Source organism: Clostridium sp. AF50-3 (genome assembly GCF_003477445.1).
Lineage (GTDB): Bacteria > Bacillota > Clostridia > Lachnospirales > Lachnospiraceae > Otoolea > Otoolea fessa.
Map to the genome: position 1 here is coordinate 86,025 of NZ_QUDH01000012.1, position 16,441 is coordinate 102,465.

The 16,441-nt window shown below is 47.9% G+C and carries 18 protein-coding genes; 2 read left to right on the forward strand and 16 right to left on the reverse strand.

Features of this window, described 5'->3' with window-relative positions; translation table 11 throughout:
• Positions 1-69: 69 nt before the first annotated feature.
• From DW085_RS13375 to DW085_RS13435, 12 genes are all read right to left on the reverse strand, one after another.
• Positions 70-2,016: a hypothetical protein gene (locus DW085_RS13375; protein ID WP_118493149.1), complete on the reverse strand. Its 1,947-nt coding sequence runs from the start codon at positions 2,014-2,016 to the stop codon at positions 70-72.
• Positions 2,017-2,190: 174 nt separating this feature from the next.
• Positions 2,191-3,810, reverse strand: a complete 1,620-nt coding sequence (locus DW085_RS13380; RefSeq protein ID WP_118493151.1) for a VWA domain-containing protein — start codon at positions 3,808-3,810, stop codon at positions 2,191-2,193.
• Positions 3,811-3,827: 17 nt separating this feature from the next.
• Positions 3,828-4,391, reverse strand: a complete 564-nt coding sequence (locus DW085_RS13385; RefSeq protein WP_182430882.1) for an AAA family ATPase — start codon at positions 4,389-4,391, stop codon at positions 3,828-3,830.
• The gene (locus tag DW085_RS13390; RefSeq protein ID WP_118493155.1) at positions 4,285-4,704 is read right to left on the reverse strand and encodes an AAA family ATPase; all 420 of its coding nucleotides are present in this window, start codon (positions 4,702-4,704) and stop codon (positions 4,285-4,287) included. The genes DW085_RS13385 and DW085_RS13390 overlap by 107 nt, the downstream gene beginning before the upstream one ends.
• A 1,271-nt stretch (positions 4,705-5,975) precedes the next feature.
• Complete coding sequence (locus DW085_RS13395; RefSeq protein ID WP_118493157.1) at positions 5,976-6,512, reverse strand: hypothetical protein; 537 nt, start codon at positions 6,510-6,512, stop codon at positions 5,976-5,978.
• Positions 6,513-6,865: 353 nt separating this feature from the next.
• On the reverse strand, positions 6,866-7,408 hold the full coding sequence (locus tag DW085_RS19880; RefSeq protein WP_118493160.1) for a hypothetical protein: 543 nt from the start codon (positions 7,406-7,408) through the stop codon (positions 6,866-6,868).
• Positions 7,409-7,635: 227 nt separating this feature from the next.
• Positions 7,636-8,172, reverse strand: a complete 537-nt coding sequence (locus tag DW085_RS13410; RefSeq protein ID WP_118493161.1) for a hypothetical protein — start codon at positions 8,170-8,172, stop codon at positions 7,636-7,638.
• A gap of 80 nt (positions 8,173-8,252) precedes the next feature.
• The gene (locus tag DW085_RS13415) at positions 8,253-8,642 is read right to left on the reverse strand and encodes a hypothetical protein (protein ID WP_182430884.1); all 390 of its coding nucleotides are present in this window, start codon (positions 8,640-8,642) and stop codon (positions 8,253-8,255) included.
• Positions 8,632-8,847 carry an adenine-specific methyltransferase EcoRI family protein gene (locus tag DW085_RS13420; protein ID WP_118493165.1) on the reverse strand — a complete coding sequence of 72 codons (216 nt, stop codon included), beginning with the start codon at positions 8,845-8,847 and terminating at the stop codon, positions 8,632-8,634. Before DW085_RS13420 ends, DW085_RS13415 begins: the two co-directional genes overlap by 11 nt.
• Positions 8,848-9,075: 228 nt before the next feature.
• Positions 9,076-9,276 carry a hypothetical protein gene (locus DW085_RS13425; RefSeq protein ID WP_118493167.1) on the reverse strand — a complete coding sequence of 67 codons (201 nt, stop codon included), beginning with the start codon at positions 9,274-9,276 and terminating at the stop codon, positions 9,076-9,078.
• Between the two features lie 83 nt (positions 9,277-9,359).
• The gene (locus DW085_RS13430; protein ID WP_118493169.1) at positions 9,360-9,824 is read right to left on the reverse strand and encodes a hypothetical protein; all 465 of its coding nucleotides are present in this window, start codon (positions 9,822-9,824) and stop codon (positions 9,360-9,362) included.
• 5 nt (positions 9,825-9,829) lie between these two features.
• Positions 9,830-10,726, reverse strand: coding sequence for a hypothetical protein (locus DW085_RS13435; RefSeq protein WP_118493171.1), 897 nt, complete (start codon positions 10,724-10,726; stop codon positions 9,830-9,832).
• Between the two features lie 258 nt (positions 10,727-10,984).
• On the opposite strand from DW085_RS13435, the gene DW085_RS13440 reads away from it, so the two are divergent.
• On the forward strand, positions 10,985-11,863 hold the full coding sequence (locus DW085_RS13440) for a transglutaminase domain-containing protein (RefSeq protein WP_118493173.1): 879 nt from the start codon (positions 10,985-10,987) through the stop codon (positions 11,861-11,863).
• Between the two features lie 96 nt (positions 11,864-11,959).
• Here DW085_RS13440 and tnpA read toward each other — a convergent pair whose 3' ends face one another.
• Entirely contained in the window at positions 11,960-12,469 is a 510-nt protein-coding gene (gene tnpA / locus DW085_RS13445; RefSeq protein ID WP_182430885.1) for an IS200/IS605 family transposase, read from the reverse strand.
• A 154-nt stretch (positions 12,470-12,623) separates the two neighbouring features.
• Between tnpA and DW085_RS13450 the strand changes: the two genes are divergently transcribed.
• Entirely contained in the window at positions 12,624-14,018 is a 1,395-nt protein-coding gene (locus DW085_RS13450; protein ID WP_118493177.1) for a hypothetical protein, read from the forward strand.
• Positions 14,019-14,368: 350 nt separating this feature from the next.
• On the opposite strand, the gene DW085_RS13455 is transcribed toward DW085_RS13450, so the two are convergent.
• The 3 genes from DW085_RS13455 to DW085_RS13465 all read right to left on the reverse strand — a co-directional run bounded on the left by DW085_RS13455 (position 14,369) and on the right by DW085_RS13465 (position 16,015).
• Entirely contained in the window at positions 14,369-14,800 is a 432-nt protein-coding gene (locus tag DW085_RS13455; protein ID WP_118493179.1) for a hypothetical protein, read from the reverse strand.
• A gap of 63 nt (positions 14,801-14,863) precedes the next feature.
• Entirely contained in the window at positions 14,864-15,142 is a 279-nt protein-coding gene (locus DW085_RS13460) for a hypothetical protein (protein WP_118493180.1), read from the reverse strand.
• A gap of 159 nt (positions 15,143-15,301) precedes the next feature.
• A complete protein-coding gene (locus DW085_RS13465; protein ID WP_182430886.1) occupies positions 15,302-16,015 on the reverse strand; it encodes a radical SAM protein in 714 nt (237 codons plus the stop codon).
• Positions 16,016-16,441: the final 426 nt, after the last annotated feature.

Here is a 16,441-nt window from a genome sequence, read left to right on the forward strand (position 1 = left end):
CAAAAAAAGAGCACTCCCGGATTTCCGGGAATGCCCTTTCTTGCTTCTTTTCTTATTTTTTGTTTTTTCTTATGCTAATAACAATTTGAGTCGCTTCTTTTCTGTTATATCTTCTGATTGTGAGCGCCGGATCTTGACAAACTGTCTGACGATGTCCGGCATCCGTTTCGCACAGTCGCGGATCTCTTCCTCGTGTCTTGCGGTCACGACTGCGTTAGAAAGAATGGACGTTAAGTCTGTAAAGGCCGGCACGTCGGATGTGTCTGCTCTTAAGATGACATTGATCAAATACCATTCCGCTTCCGGGTCTGTCATTTCTTTGTTTTCCCGAATCTTTTTCCGGATTTCTTCCTCTTTGCCAGACCACGCGGCATCCGCCGCTTTTGTGGTCTCCCGCAGCCGGGCAAGGTCCGTGGACAGTACCGCAGAAACCTTTAAGATCTCAAAGGTCCCGTACGTTCCCTTTAAGCTCATCGGCTGGAGGAAGGTAAGGCGCGTTAAGATCTTAACCATGCCCTTGATCTCGTCGGCATTGACCAGCCGGTACCGGCCACAACCATCCGTCTTTTTGATCGCCGTATCCAAAGCAATGGCGGTGCCACGCATGGCCTGTGCGACTGCGTTGGCCGTGATGTAGTGCTCATTGGCAATGATAAATTCCAGGATGTCACGGGCCAGTAGGGAATCAAAAAAGATCTGATACCGGGTCCGGAATTTTCTTTCCTCCTCTTCTGCCAGACGGTTTAATTCCGCATCGATCGCTTTTATGTGTTTTTCCAGGTTTTTCTTCCATGCCGGGACGGAAACCTGGAAGGGAGGTGTCTTAAACTGGTATCCCCATAATGTAACCCGTCCTTTTTTGATGGTCAGCGTGGTATCCCCGTATAGGATGCCGGCACAGCCCTTTTCACATTCCACGCTGTCATAGGCCGCGAATACTTCGCGTGCGTAATTGCGGCACCGGTCCTGAAGCTTGCTCTTTTGGCATTCCTTAAAGTGCCGGTATCCATCGCTGTCGGTAAGCTTCGCGCCGGATGTCTGAAACGCGATAGATCCTGTCGCGTTTTCCATGACCGGGTATCCGTCCGAAAACCGGAAGGTGCACCGGACTTCTTTACTTTTAAAACAGGGATTGCCGTCGATCCACGGGATCAGCCATGTCCGGTACTCTTTTTCCCGCTCTCGTAATAATTTCGCATCGTCGTTTTCTGGTTCTGGCGTTATGGTAAACGCCACTGCTTTTAAGGCGTCCGAAAGTGCTTGTTGTCGCCCGGAAAGTTCCTTTAACAGATGCTTTTCCGTATTGGCCGTAAAGGGATCGTCCAGGGCGGCCGGGTTTTTGATGGTAGTAAGCTTTGTGGCAATACACTTGACATCCTTTAAATCCTGGTAAACAGTTACCTCCGGCATCCCGGTCTCCGAAAAGACCCGGTACTGGAAGTCCATGCCCTGATAGGATACCACAGCGGTCACATCCCCGGATGCGCGGGTAACTTTGACCTGCATGCCCTCATACCCCTTGGATAGTTCCTTTAATTCCGAAAGAGTGCATTTTGCGATCTCTTTTCGGAGAATGGATTTCTGGGACTTTAAGAAGGATTCCCGTAATCCCTGGCTCCGGCGTTTTTTGATCTCATGGACCCGGTCTGCCAGCCGCTCTGCTGCTTCCATAAGAACAGACCGTAAAAGTGGCAGATTTCCTACGCATGGGCGCAGGCGGTCCGCCTGCAGAACGATGGATGCCTTATCATCCTGACATTCCTCGGAATGGAGCACCAGCCGGCGCTCCTTGCCTTGCTTGATCACAGCCAGGGTAAACGGCCACTCCGGCTTTTCAAGTTTTTCCCGGATCTTCGCGCTTGCTTCGTCAAACGGCTCCAGGCTGTGGATCATCTCTGCCACTTCCGCCTGCCACCCATTTTTGTCCGCATTCGCTTGTGCGGTCGCAACGGAGATATTGCGGAGTTCCCTGACGGCCTTGCCTTCCCGCAATTCACTCTTTGGCACAACAATCATAGGTCCGCCTGATAGCAGAATCTTTAAGTTTCCGCTTGAAGACTTTCCGGCTCGGATATCTGGCCCCAGTTCTCTCCCCTGCTCCCGTAATTTCCCCTCAACGATCCGGTAAAGTTCGGATAAGATTGTTTAAACTGGTCATCGACAGCCAGTATAAAATGTTTTGCCATATGGTCACCTCATTTCCATGATAAATCCCAATAACTGCTGAATGTTGACCGTTTCGTACATCCTGGCGTAATGTCCGTACACGGACGCAATGGAATCGCCCTGGTCCCATTTATCACTCACATCCGTATTAAGCCAGTAGGCATGCTTTGCCTTCCTGCAGATATTGCGGATGTATTCCTTTCCCGGGTCGTTCTTGTTATTCCTTGCGTCCCCAATGAAGATCACCATGCTGTCCTTCGTGATGCGGTTGCGGTGGCGCTCCCACATGTCCCGCAGCGGGACTTCATAATTGGAATACTGTCCGGCGCGCGGAATGAGATCCAGAACCTCCCGCACGCTCTCTTCCACATTTCCCGTCTCAAAGATCCCGGAAATATCATAAAGGGAGTTCACGAACGCGAACGCACTGCATCCGCGCGGGAAGATTTCCTTTAAGATGCCGATAAAGGTCAGCATGAGCTCCGATGCCGCTTTGCAGGAGCCTGATACATCGAGGATCAGGACAAGATCTGCCTTTCCGCGCCGTGGGAGCTTATAGATTAAGTTCATGGGCTTTCCGCAGGTCCTTATCGCTTCCCGGAGTGTCTCCTCCAGATTCATGGAAAGCCTCTGGTGGTTGTTGATATTCCTGGTCATCCGGGTTTTAAACGCCAAGAGGTTCTGTCTTAGATAATCACGGACCAGTGCCTTATCGGCATCACTTAACCGGTTGAACGGTTTTTCCGCGATCTTTTCCACTTGCGGTGCCAGGACTTGCACGCTTCCGCCCCCGGTGAATTCAGCCCGGTGCAGGATGGACTTGTCTTTGACCGTAAGGCTGTCTTTACTGGTTTCTGTTTCCTGCTTTTGCTTCCTTAATGCGTCATCGATCCTCTGGCAGGCGGTTCTATATTCCGCTTCCGCCTTCGTGATCTCTCGTCTCATGGTTTCAATCTGTTTTTCCGTGCTTTTCTGCGCGTTTTCAATCGCTTTTTGCAGGTCTTCCGCTTTCTTTGTCTGTTTCGTCCGACAGGCTCCGGCCTTTTTCGCCAGATCCATGGCTTCCTGCGCCTGCGCCAACTTCCCGGCAGCCAGGTCTTTCCCGGCTTGGTCCATGAGACTCTTCGCAAGGGCTTTTAAATCCTCATCCGCGAGTTCCTTTCCAGAAAGGAACGCTTTTAGGATCTTCTTTTCCGGGTCCGGAAGTCCGGATACTCCGCATTCCGTCTTTTTCGTGCCCTTTTTGGCTGGCTTCTTCTCCTGCTGTGCCTTCGCGAGGACATCTTCCCGGATCCGCTCTTTTTCCTTTTCCAGGTCACTGATCTTTTTTAACCGGTCCTGTGTGAGGACATCCAGGGCTTCTTTCCGCTCTTTTTTCTGCGCTTCCTGTTCCTGTTCCGTGACCGGCAGGATCTTCTGCATGACATATTCCCGGAACAAAGGTCTTATCATGCTTGCTTGCTCCCCGGTTTTTGCGAGACAGACGGTGGAGGCTGTCACGACCTCCTCTTCTTTTGTGATGTCAATGCCTGCTTCCCCGATGGATTTTACCAGTCTCGCGAGCTCACTTTCCGATACCGTGAATCCGTGGTCCTGTAAGTACGAGCAAAACCCGGTGAAAAATTCAAGAATGCTTCCATCCATGCCGCATCCCTCCCCCGTTAAAACAGGTGTGCTGCGATCAGCCGCTGCTGGTCCTCACGGTTTTTGGCGATCATGCAGTAGGAAGCCGGGATCACGGACTTATCCAGATGCTCGTCTATCGTGGATAAGTATTTGGCCCAGTTACTGTATTCAGAAATGGATGGCTGCTGCTTTAAGGAGAGACCGCGGATCTTTTCTGCGCAGTTTGCCACAGATGCCGCAATCTCCGGAACGACGCCGGCCTGCATACGCAGGATCTCCAGTAACTCGTCCGGGGTCTTCTGCTGGATGAACAGGTAGTTACAGCGGCGTTTTAATGCCTGTGACAGGTCACGGTAGCAGTTGGACGTCAAAAAAACGACTGGACGCATATCAGGCGGACAGATTACCGTGCCGTACTGCGGGATGGAGATACTGAAGTTTTCCAGGACCTCAAGCAGAGTGTATTCGATCTCCTCGGAAGCTTTCTCCACCTCATCCAGCAACAGGACATAACGCTTTTTCCCACTGATTGCCTTTAAGACCGGGCGTTCGATCAGGAAATCCTTCCCGTAAAAGTTGATGGTGCTTGCGGTATCCAAGGATTCCTGGAGCGTTTTCCGGAAAGGCATCCGTCAGCGCGCCCTGGATCGCCTGAATGGAGAGTAACTGTTTCTGGTAGTCGTAATCGTACAGGATCTTATCATATGTCAGACCGTCATAGAACTGGACGCGCAACAGTTCCAGTCCCAGCATGTCTGCGGTGGCGTATGCAAGGGACGTCTTTCCGACGCCCGGATCCCCCTCCACTAATAACGGGGTCCCGCTCATCGCGCCGGATACCGCAAAATCAATATATGGATTTGATATATAGCCGTGCTGCTGCAGGGCTTCATGAATTTCAGATAATGTCATAACATTTTCCTCCGTAGTGCTTATGGTTTTTAGTATATCATTAGTATGGCCCCGGTTGGGAGTGGATTTTTTGCGGATAACACTTTTTGGTAAAAAACCACAAAAAGGACGCTACTGCGTCCTCAGTGGAGCTGTTCTGTTCCGAATGTGGAAGTTCTGGCGCCGTGCTTCTCGTGATGTCATGGATAGTTTTGTGCCGCCCATGCTGCGGTTATTTTCTTTTGGCTGTTCAGGCATCCCTGTGTGTACGGGGCAGACTATGATGCATGAGATGCCAAGGAAAAAGCCGTGGGTTCATCCCCGCGTACACGGGGCAGACTATTCTCCAAGTACATTACTGGCAAGTCGAGCCGGTTCATCCCCGTACGCACGGGGCAGACCTACGAATTTTCGATAATGGCAGTTTGGGTTCTTAGACTCATCCCCGCGTACACGGGGCAGATACACTTTTTGGTCAAAAAAGCAAAAAAACGCCAGACTCATCCCCGCGTACACGGGGCAGATACTAAATTCCCCAAGAAAATCTCTGCTACTGATGATCAGTTGCTTCCACCTTATAGTTCCATGACGGAATCAGTATGCGTCATCTTTTTGGAATGTATTTTTGCGGATAACACTTTTTGGTCAAAAACAAAAAAGGACGCCGCTGTGTCCTCCGGTGGAGCTATCCTGCTCCAAATGCGGATATTCTGACGTGGCGTCTCTCGTGGCAAATGTCATGGATATTTTTGTGTCGTTTCCGTGTTGCGGTGTTTTTTTGTTGGCTATTAAGGTATCCCCGTGCACACAGGGCAAACTTACCGCTGCGTCCGACAGTACCGGAGGTCACCGGTTCATCCCCGTATATACGGGGCAGACGCTCCCTCCACAAAATGAATGGCTTTCTTCATAGGTTCATCCCCGTGCATACGGGGCAGATTTTTCATCCTAAAATACAGGCGTTATGTTCTGAGATTCATCCCCGTACGCACGGGGCGGACGCACAGGAAAAACTCAAATTGCAGCAGGAGATAGGTTCATCCCCGCACACACGGGGCAGACACTAAATCCTCCAAGGAAGCCTCTGAGGCTGTGGAGCAGCTGCTCCCGCCTTAAAATCCCATGACAGAATCAGTATGTATCGTCTTTTCGGAATGTATTTTTGCGGATAACACTTTTTGGTTATTTTTGATGTTTTTCCAAAAAAAGAGATGCCAACGGCACCTCTTTCTCGATTTGTTTTCTGATCATGACATTCTTTTTTGTTTGTGTTCTTCCAAAGTGTCCCTCTATTAGCGCATGAGCGTCTCCATGCGACAGTACGATTCTATGCGCTTGCTGCAATCGAAGATTCGTACGTTTAACGATGGCTGCAAGCGTAAGAGCTTGTATGCTTCACGTCTTGCTACATCGATCGTATCATAGTAGCCCAATAAGGATGCCTCTCCATCATCTCCGACGACATCGACCCGGTATCCTTCCCACTGGAGATCGTCCCAATTATTCTGTATGAAATCATTTGCGACGTATACAAGATTCGCAAGCAGCTTGCCCATGTCTGTCATTGCCTGCAGGCTGGTATCTGGCGTCATAAAGCATCCAAGATTGATGATTTCATGTTTTGGCTCGAAATATTCCAGCCCGATCTCCAGAAAAATATTTCCGTCTCTACCAAATTCCAGACGATTCCAGAACAGTCCGTCTGCCTGCCTGATCGATCGTATGTTAATAGCCGGCATCACAGACCGCAGACACTCTGGAAACTCGACCAGCCCACATAGTACATTAAATAACTCCTGATTGGTATATGGCTTTTTTCTATCACTCATACTATTCCCCTTTCTTTTTTCTCATTCTCTGTGATATCACCCGGGTTTTTGTATCGCCCTGGCATGACTTTTCATTGCTACATTTTCATGGTTTGTTTTTCCATTCTTTTTTTCCTCCTTCGATTCCTTTTATTTTTGTGACATATTCAGTATGGCTTTGTTGGAGCGAGGAAAGGACGTATTTTTGCAAATGAAAACCGGGCCCTGTTGGGACAGGGTCCGGTGGTATGGCGAGATCTGGAAAGGTGTGCGGCTGGGAGAGAAAAGCCGCCAGAAACCTGCTGGCGGCAATACGTTTTAATGATTACTTTTATCGTTGTTACATCTCTGGCAAAGCATCTGCAAATTGTCATCTACCGTTCTTCCGCCCTGAGACCACGGAATGATATGATCGCCCTGCATTTCATTGTATGCATATTCCTTATCGATGCCATTTTTTCGCAGTAGGGGCACTTATGATGCTGATGTTCATAAGTTCTACGTTTTTGAGCATCTGTGAAAGCCCGAATGGAAAGATACTTCTCGTCATATTTTGTGCGATCGGACAGTACATATGGGACGATGCCCGCATTCTTTGTTACGTCATCATTCATGAGCAGACGTTGTACATCTGCCTTTAAAACATTGGAATTATACTGCTTGCCATGGAACTTGTTGTAAAAGGTACTCCATTCCTGTGCATCCGTAACTCCTTTGCGTTTAACGGAGAATAACATTTTGGCCCAGTTGATTACCGTTTGGAAGTAAAGCCACAGGTCGTTTGCATCCACATCATGCTGATAAACTGCCATATACATCTGCCCAGATTCCAGCTGATCTCTGTCCGCAATCCATGTAAGTGCCTTTTCCAAATATTCCTGGCGGATCGGATTTCCCTTGATACAACCTTCTGCCATCGCTCCAGCTACGCAGTTTCACTTAGAAAGGTAGTTTTTTTACATCAGCAAGCCACGGGCCGGTGTATGCCACATTCAGAAGCTCCTGGTTTGTTAAAGTCTCGCCTGCAATATTGATGATCTTGAATCATTCTAGCTTTTCTTTTTCCGTACCTTCGCAAATGTATACTGTTAGTTCATAATTAAGGATCTGGTCGCGTTCCGTATCCGTAAGGTTCTGAAAGAATTTATCTATTCTGAAATTTTCTTGTGGCCTCATCGAAATGCTTCCTTGATTTCCTATCTTGCTTTCGTCTTTCGGCTTTCAGCATTGTTTTGGTTATGACAACATCATATTTAAGCCGATTTGTATGCGAAGTGAATGTGGCATTCGTTTTGCCATTTTTATGCTCTATTTGAACCTCTGTAGAGATTATATCAGTAAATCCAAACGAAAAAGCTGGGTACATTCGAGGTTTTGGCGTGTTGTTATCAAAATATTGTCCATAATGTTCTGTAGGATGTTTTTCGTCGTAAGTCTCAATGATAATAAAATCAATCTCTTCAAATATATTTAATTCATTCCAGATCTCGTTTGTTATCGGAAGTCCGTTAATTTTTTGATGCGAATATGCTTCATTAAATCTCCTTGGTATCCGCTCAAATCCTTGCAACTTTAATGGAAAGTGACATAATAACGATTGAAATCTTGACATCTTTTGCGACCAGTCTGTTTCAAAATAATAGTCAAATGAAGGTATAGGAATTTCAATTAGAAATCCCATCAAATTGTAGCTTTCTCGGTCAGGATAATTCTTACTTTTCCGAATATGTCCATTCCATTTAGGAGATCTGCCATGAAGGCCTACGCGAAGATTGTCAAGGAATGCCTCGTACTCATAATGCTTCGCATATCTATAAAATCTAGGAGAAGTTCACTCGCTTCGGTAGCTGCCTGTTCTACCATTTCATCATTCCACGTACCATTAACAGCGAAAGGATGGTATTTCTGAAATAATTCATCTTTAGAATTATTCAGAATAGTATGTCCGCCACTAATATGTGAACTATTTTTATCTTGTACTCGATAAACGTCTGCTCTAAAATGTTCCAAACCAATTTTTCTATTATTTTTATCTTTTAGGACAAAATCAGGACGATCATTATGGGATACCAATTCTAAATGACTCAAAAATGGAATATCCTGTTTCGCCATATTAAAAATTTGCAATTCTTCCTCTTGCTTATCCATCATCCACCTGCTTCTTACGAATGAATAATCTGCGATACTTCTTTTTCCCATTAAGTGACGGACCACTACCGTACCATCTAATGGCATCAGTACCATCAAGCCAAATAATTTCAAATTGGTCAGGATTATAGTTGTCTAAAAATGTAATTGGTACACCCATAATACCATCGAAATTAACAGGAATATTTGCTGTTTTATCAACGTTGATAGCGTCAAATTCATATTTGTATTCGGGCTCTTACGCCACAGCCGTAGTACCGGATACACTCTTAACTTCGCAATCAGTATGTCGTACACATGACAATTCCTTGCTACGTTTTCCTTGCGTGGACCTTCCGTATAAATTACGAAAGGTCATATGGAAATTCAGATTGTTCAGCGGGTATGGATAGTGACCAATTCTCCGCTCGCAGGCAAAAAAACCTCCTCTGATTATTCAGAACTTGGATTTATTTTTTAAATCGTTATCAATTCGTTCCATTAAAAACTTCTTTGTAGTTGCGTGATAATCGGCACATCCAGTTTTCATGTCAATGGCTTCCCACCATATACAATGGTCAGGTTCGTAATAACCACAATTACTAATTCTGAATCCTTTATACTCATAGATACCTTTTGATATTTTTACAGCTCCCATACTTTTATTCTCCTAATAGATTGCATATGGATAATGATATTTTTTCGCATAGACCACTACACGCCTTCATCTCCCCCTTCGACTTACTCCAATTCTTCCCCCTCTTTTTCTCTCCTCAGCGCTTCCAGCCGCTCAAAGACATTCTTATTCCCGAATCCACCCATGACAGGCAACATTTCGGAAGGTGCCTTCCATGACTCGCTGAATACGGGAAGCGCTTCTCTTTCTTCTTTTCCTTCCAGTTTTGTAGAAAGGCTTTTATCATCATCCTCCGTGGATGTAGCCAGCGTCAGTCCGGCAAGGAGTCCTTTCTGCGTCTCTCCAAACAGAGATCTCGCCGGCAACGTTCCGGATAACAGCTCCGGTTCCTGTATCCGGCGCTCGATCACGCCGCGCTTTCTGACAGCCATGTTCTGATTGGAAAGTTTCCTTAATTTTGACTGGATGGCGATGGTTGTTTCGCTTAATTCCTCCGTATCTTCTATCTTCGTGTCCTCTTCTGGTACCAGATGGTACGTCCAGTCATAGTGACAGATCAAGTCAAACATCAGGGTCAGGTTTTAGAGACGATGCCCTGGTCATGGAGCCCCGTCGTCACGTACCGTCCTCCGTCATCCGTATGGATGTAGTTGTTGTGCCAGAGGTGCATCTTTCCGTCTTCGTCAACCCGGATCATCCAGGAATCTTTGTTGCAGGAAGCCTGGTATTCCGTTAAGGAAAGCACGTGAAGCTTCAGTCCCTCGTCCTCTACGTAGTGGATCCACCGGCTGATCCCGATGTGGTGTCTGCGAACTAAGTGTTCCACCGCATCCACTTCTTTGGAGATCGGGGCACACGCGACCCTTGCATACAGGCGGTACGCGCAGCGCGGGCAGTATCCCAGTTCTTCCGGCCCGGTCGCGGATGCCTGTAAGTCCTTCGGGTTGATCTTTTTCAGTTCCGGACAATCCCGGTCATGGATCACCCCGTTTGTTCCGCCGTAGTAGAATAAATTTCTTGAGTCATCTAAAAGGCTCTGTTTTCTTCTGGTCCATACATCAACCGGCTGTATTTTTTTCTGTTTCGCTTTCGGACTTGGCATGAATTGCAGGTCCAGGCATGAGCCCGGGTTAACCGGAAGACCGTGTTCTGCCATGGCGCTTGCAATACTCTTTTTTATTTCTTTCCAGAATTTTCTCCAGACCCCTTCCGTGATGTATAGCCGGTTTCCTGCTACATCCGCCCGGCATTCCAGGATCCGCACTTCCTGTATGGTATGCATGACCACGATGAGTCCGTAAATTTCCAGCCGGTCTTTCATGTCCGCGTAATGCGGGAGCTTCCGGATGGAGCCCTGGTACGGGACGATCGTGATATCAAACAGGTCTTCCGCCCAGATGATATTCGGATAGCGTGTGTGATTCAGGGCCCATTCTGCCTGTGTTTCGTAGAGTTTCTTTTCCGATATCAATTGACATCTCCTCCTCTCTGATTTCTTTCAGTATGTCGGATGTTGCCGTGAGGCTCTTTTTGCGGATAACACTTTTTGGTCAAAATCGGCAAGCCGGAATTCGACTTTTCGTCCTTTATGGTATTTGTTTGGCCGGATCTGCCTGTTCTATCGCCTGTTCATACGTGGGAATTTTCGGTACGCACGGGAAAGCCATCAGCGTTTTGCTCCGTGATTGCCATACTGAATGGGACTTGAAACGAACAGGAGGGGTTTCCAATGAACTACATTATAAGAACTGCCGCCGTCCTGGCGTGCGCTGTCGGTCTGTGTGCGACACCCTGCACAGCTTACGCAGCAGGGACGGCAAATTCCGCGGTCGGACCCGGCCGGGTTGCATCCGTGGAAACGAACTATCCGGATACGGAGGAAGCGAAACAGGCCCTTGCCATCTTGACGGATCTGTACGCAAATGAAACGGACGAAACCATGCGCCGGATCGCGGTGGATACATCCTTAGCTGCGATCTGTGGGACTGACCCGAGAAACGGCACAGTCAACACGACAGACGGTCGACTCGGTATCATCGGAGTTTATCCCAAAGATCCGTCCTACTTTTACCGGGTCGTGTACTCTGCCTTAAACGCACGGACGCCGTATCTTGTATCAGGCGAGCGTCTGATTATTTTGGAGGGCGAGCAGCCGACCCACGACATTGCGCCCCTGGCACAGTTTTATGAGAGTGCCAAGGCCATGAAAGCCGCTACTGCCGGTATGGGTGACTATCAGAAAGCATCCTACATCCATGACGCGATCCGGAACCGGCTGACCTATGAGGTGTCAGAACAACGGCAGCTGGCTGTGGATGCATGGGCGTCCGGGAAAACGGCCTGTTACGGGTACGCGGGGCTCTTCTACCTGCTCGGTACTTACTGTGATCTGCAGGTAGATCCGGTGGTCGGGATGACATTGGATAGTTACCATGCGTGGGATACCGTTATGATCGACGGGGTCAAGAAGATCATCGATGTGACCTGGGATGATACGGCGGAAACGAGCGCGTATTTTCTACTGGATGAGCACGCCCTTGACGGACAGCGCACCGCCTACACCGGTGATTTCGAGACTATGAAAGCGCTCTGTGTCTCAAAAAAATGATAATGTTCCGTGCGCAAACTCCGAGCCGGCATCGTCGCCCGGGGTCCGCCCGCGGTGAAAGCGCGGCCAACGGAGTTTCTTAATCGGAAGGTTCCCTTAACGGGAGCCTTCTTTGTTTCTTTTAGGGCGGGGGTTCCGTTTGGTCTTTTGTCCGTACCAATACCCAGAACGTTTTTCATACTTGCGCTGGTGCTCGTCTGTTCGCTGGGCTTCAATGTATTGCCTGACAGTCTCCATGGAAACGCTCCCTGTGGTTGCCACAAAATAGCTTCCTGACCAGAGTGGTGCATCTCCATAGAGATATCGTTGTATCACCTCGTTGTATTCCGGAACAGCTCTGGTTCCCTTGGACAGCTGTGTTTTCAGATTCCGGAGCACCAGTGATACTGTCTGCTGGGGCGGCAGGGAAATCAGCAGATGAATGTGATCCCGATCAGTTTCCCCGGAAACCAGTTCCCCACCATATCCGAGACACAACCGTTTTGCATATCCGACCATGAAATCCCCGATCTCATCTGTAATGACCGGTTTACGGTACTTCGTCACAAAGATGACGTGATATGTCAGCATATAGACGGAATGCCGTGTTTTGATGTAATCATCCATAGAAAACCTCCCAAATCTTATATTTTCATAAATATGTTCATCGAACTTGTGTTTGGTATCATTATAGGGTATAATAAATACATAGTCAACAAGGCATTTCGGCGATATGCCGCAAATGTCGTTCGATAATCTGTTTCGGAAAGGAGGACGCCACATGAAGATCATTACCAGTTACAACATACCCATCCTGCAACAGGCCAGGGTCACCGAAGATAACCCCTGTGTTTACGGGAAAGTCGATGACAGACTGATGGCTGTCTGCAGTGCGTGCTGTCTGGATGCTCTGAAATACTGTGTGGATGTTTTCCTTACGGAATGGGATTACCTTGCCGCGTTTCCTACGACAGCGAAACCAGGGAAGCCTCACCGCAAACGGATTGCGGATACCCTCATTCATTCCACAAAAGACAATCAGGCAAAATACCCGGAATTCGACCGGCGGTTTTTGAACATGCCGGCCGGAGTCCGCCGTGCGCTCATCGCGGACGCGCTTGGTGTCGTCAGTTCCTACCGGTCGAATCATGATAACTGGGAAAAGACTCCGGCAGATGAGCGGGGAGAAGAACCATCCATCGGCTATCCGACCCGTTACGAGTTGACCTTCTATAAAAGCGAACGCGGCATCGACGAACTCCCGGATGGAGCTATCCGCCTGAAACTGTACAATGGAACATCCTGGGAATGGTACCGCTTCCGCATGAAGCCGTCAGACGCAAGGTATATCCATGCTTTGTCACAGACTCGAAGCATGATGTCTCCAGTTGTCATCAAGAAAAACGGGAAGTTCTTCCTGCGTTTCAGCTTCGAGGAAAAACAGGAACTGGTTGACGACAGCAACCCGCTGAATTATCTGGTGATGGCAGTAGATCTCGGAATCAACGCTGCCGCATCCTGGTGTGTCATGGATAAAGTTGGTACTGTCTTCGGCAAAGGAGTGATCCATCTGCCGAATGAAGAAGGCCGGCTGAACCATGCCATTAACCGGAAGCGCCAGTATCAACAGGCTGGCAAAAAGAGCCATTGCGTTTACCGGTGGGTTGATCAGGCAAATGAGCGTCTGTCCATCGAAACCACCAGAAAACTGATGGAAGTGGCAGCACTCTATAACGTCGACTGTATTGTGTTCGAACATCTCGATACTTCCGGCAGAAAGAAAGGCGGACGGTACCGGGAGCGGATTCATTTATGGCGCGCGAAGGATGTCCAGAAACGCGTCGAACTCCAGGCGCATCGCAACAGCATGCGGATTTCCCGCGTGTGCGCATGGGGAACTTCCAGGTATGCGTATGACGGGTCCGGTGTTACGGACCGGAAAAGCGTATACCGCTGGGTTCATGGGGAAAAGAAGTACAATTACAGTATCTGTACGTTCCAAAACGGCAAGATCTACAACTGTGACCTTTCCGCTGCCCAGAACATCGGGGCAAGGTTTTTCCTCCGGGAATACGCAAAATGCGAAGATTGTCCGAAGATACCAAAAACCCCACAGCGCACCATGAAGACACTGTGGGATCTTGTAAGAGTTTATAAAGGCTGCCAAGCAGCCTAATCCATAAATGGAACTGTTCATAAAATCCTATGGCTCATATAAACCTGGTAACCGGAATGAAAGAGTCAGGTGTCCGGGACAAGGCAGAAGTTCCTGTCCCGGACTGCGATGCACCAGCACCTGCCTGCCATTGACCATGGTGTGGGTTCTGCTTCTTTGGAACAGACACCTAAGCTATGGCCGTATTGGTTGGCAATGGAACTCCCGTCCCCTAAAGGGGCAGGAAGCCACTGATCGTTCACGGGGTTCACCGGAACGCTCAGCGGAGGCATCACGGATAGAGCGAAAAACGGTTAGACGAACGCAAAAAACAGGCCGTCCCATTCGGGATCAGGCCTGTTTGTCTGTTATTATTCCACTGCCAGTCTCATCTGACCGATCTGGAAGCTATTGTACGGGTAGAAGAATCCTTCTCCCCATCCGTCGCAAAACTGCGCGCTGATATAGTCATCGAGAAACGCTCGGACCTTCTTAGTCATGACCAGTGTTCTTGGATGCGTCTCAGTGATGATCTTAATGTACGGATTGCCATCCTCATCCTTTTTTCCTGCAAACTGCATACGAATGGAACGGATCTTATCCTTGACTGTATACCCTAAGCATTTTTTCGCCATGTCATCGTCCAGATACTGTTCCAGACGTGCTTCATTGAAGCTTTCGATCATTTTTTCGATCGCTTTTTCGAAAATCGGATCATCTGCCTGAAGCTGTCTTTCGATTTCTCCATTTTCGTTCAGACAAAGAACATGGTAGTCACTGGATAGTGTGATGTATTTGCTCATATTGTTTCCCTTTCTGCCGCGCTTTTTTAGATGCGCGTCATCCTTTCTTATATGTTTTTCATCCTATCCCTTGTATTTAGCAACCGCATCTTCCCAGTTAGCTATGATACAAACCTTGTCTGCTTCCTCTGCAATGCGTTCTATTTGTTTAGAAGCAATACAAGGAGTATCCTTTAAAGCTCTACCTATTATTAATTTAACATCATCTAAGGTTTTCCCTTTTCTGAGCTTTAAATTACATCTTCTCAATTTATCCGGCAATGTCTTTTTACAAACATTACCGTAATTAAAAAACCACTCTGCCCATAATTCTTCTGCAAATATTTCTTGTGGCAATCTCATTTTGCACCTCTCATTCTACTTTCTTTTTCAATATACCATTTCCCAAAAATGTAATATAATGTCATCGTCCAGATACCGCTCCAGACGCGCTTCATTGAAGCTTTCGGTCTTTTTTTGTTTCTCGGGAGTGTTCCAGGCTTTCCCTTTGCTTTTCTGCTATCAGCTTAATTCTTCGATGAGCTTGTCTACTGCCGCGCGAAAGCCGCTGATGGTATATTCAGCTTCCTTTTCGATCCGTGCATAAGACATATCGCAGTTTCCCACGATTTTCCCGTCAGCCGCAACATACAGCATCTCCACTTCGATCGCTCCGGCATCCGGGTCGGAATTTCCGGAAAGAACGATGTGCGCCGATGTTGGATGGATCATCTTTTTCGGATCGATCGCCAATTTTACTGCACGTCCTTCCGGGATCAGGCTATAGCCGTCCGGCTTTTCCTTGCAATCGCTGTAGAATGACAGGCCCTTCAAGATAGACCGGTCATAATCCTGCGGATCGTGCCACTCATCGATGGATAACGCTACGCCGCAGAATTCCTGCTCTTCCATGTCCGGGTACTGCTTTAACAGTTCTATGGCCAGTTCCTCCTGATTTGCTTTCCCGTTGGTTGCGACAAAGAAAGAGCGCGGCAGTTTCCCGTATTTCCTTGCCTGCGCAAAAAAGTACCGGATGGCATCCACATTGAGGGATGGCTCCCCGCCGGTAAAGGCAACCTGTCCGATTACATCTACCTGGCCCAGGACCTGTTCGATCGTCTCATGGCTCATATCCAGATCTTCAGCATTGCCCCGTAGACAGTGTGCGCATCCCATATTGCAGCGTCTGGTTACTTCCAGGCATAAATTTCCTACAAAAATTTCGTTTCTCTTCATGTTTTTTCTTTCGCCTCTCATTTCCTTTATTTGTTTTTTGGGTACGATAACAGTATGTGTTTCCGGTGCGCTGTTATCTGGGCGAAAATACATTTTCAATTGGTACTAGCGATTTCCTTTCATAGAAAATGCCCACATAAAAACTGGCATGCTTCAGCTCAAGAAAACGCCGTAAGCGGTCTTTCCTATAAAAAAAGTGCAATCTTCACTTATTTTTCAGTTATACCGCATTCATCGCCGTCCGACTGCATCGGACGAGGTTTCCTGTGTGACGTCCTCTCATGACTAAAGTCACGAGCTTCCCTGTGAGAATTCCTCACGGAAAGGTATCGTTCCCATAGATTGAGACTTCCCTTATTTTCCGGGCATCACCATTCCCTAAGAATGGATATAGACCGGGTTTTACGGGTTTGGGGGATGCGTTCG

Coding starts and splice junctions, on each gene's coding strand:
- tnpA (WP_182430885.1), bottom strand. CDS start 12,469: ATGGATGATTACATCAAAACACGGCATTCCGTCTATATGCTGACATAT.
- DW085_RS13455 (WP_118493179.1), bottom strand. CDS start 14,800: ATGAGCAAATACATCACACTATCCAGTGACTACCATGTTCTTTGTCTG.
- DW085_RS13430 (WP_118493169.1), bottom strand. CDS start 9,824: ATGTTTGACTTGATCTGTCACTATGACTGGACGTACCATCTGGTACCA.
- DW085_RS13395 (WP_118493157.1), bottom strand. CDS start 6,512: ATGAGTGATAGAAAAAAGCCATATACCAATCAGGAGTTATTTAATGTA.
- DW085_RS13425 (WP_118493167.1), bottom strand. CDS start 9,276: ATGGGAGCTGTAAAAATATCAAAAGGTATCTATGAGTATAAAGGATTC.
- DW085_RS13390 (WP_118493155.1), bottom strand. CDS start 4,704: ATGACATTATCTGAAATTCATGAAGCCCTGCAGCAGCACGGCTATATA.
- DW085_RS13380 (WP_118493151.1), bottom strand. CDS start 3,810: ATGGATGGAAGCATTCTTGAATTTTTCACCGGGTTTTGCTCGTACTTA.
- DW085_RS13450 (WP_118493177.1), top strand. CDS start 12,624: ATGAAGATCATTACCAGTTACAACATACCCATCCTGCAACAGGCCAGG.
- DW085_RS13460 (WP_118493180.1), bottom strand. CDS start 15,142: ATGAGATTGCCACAAGAAATATTTGCAGAAGAATTATGGGCAGAGTGG.
- DW085_RS13465 (WP_182430886.1), bottom strand. CDS start 16,015: ATGAAGAGAAACGAAATTTTTGTAGGAAATTTATGCCTGGAAGTAACC.
- DW085_RS13440 (WP_118493173.1), top strand. CDS start 10,985: ATGAACTACATTATAAGAACTGCCGCCGTCCTGGCGTGCGCTGTCGGT.
- DW085_RS13410 (WP_118493161.1), bottom strand. CDS start 8,172: ATGGGATTTCTAATTGAAATTCCTATACCTTCATTTGACTATTATTTT.
- DW085_RS13415 (WP_182430884.1), bottom strand. CDS start 8,642: ATGATGGATAAGCAAGAGGAAGAATTGCAAATTTTTAATATGGCGAAA.
- DW085_RS13375 (WP_118493149.1), bottom strand. CDS start 2,016: ATGATTGTTGTGCCAAAGAGTGAATTGCGGGAAGGCAAGGCCGTCAGG.
- DW085_RS19880 (WP_118493160.1), bottom strand. CDS start 7,408: ATGGCAGAAGGTTGTATCAAGGGAAATCCGATCCGCCAGGAATATTTG.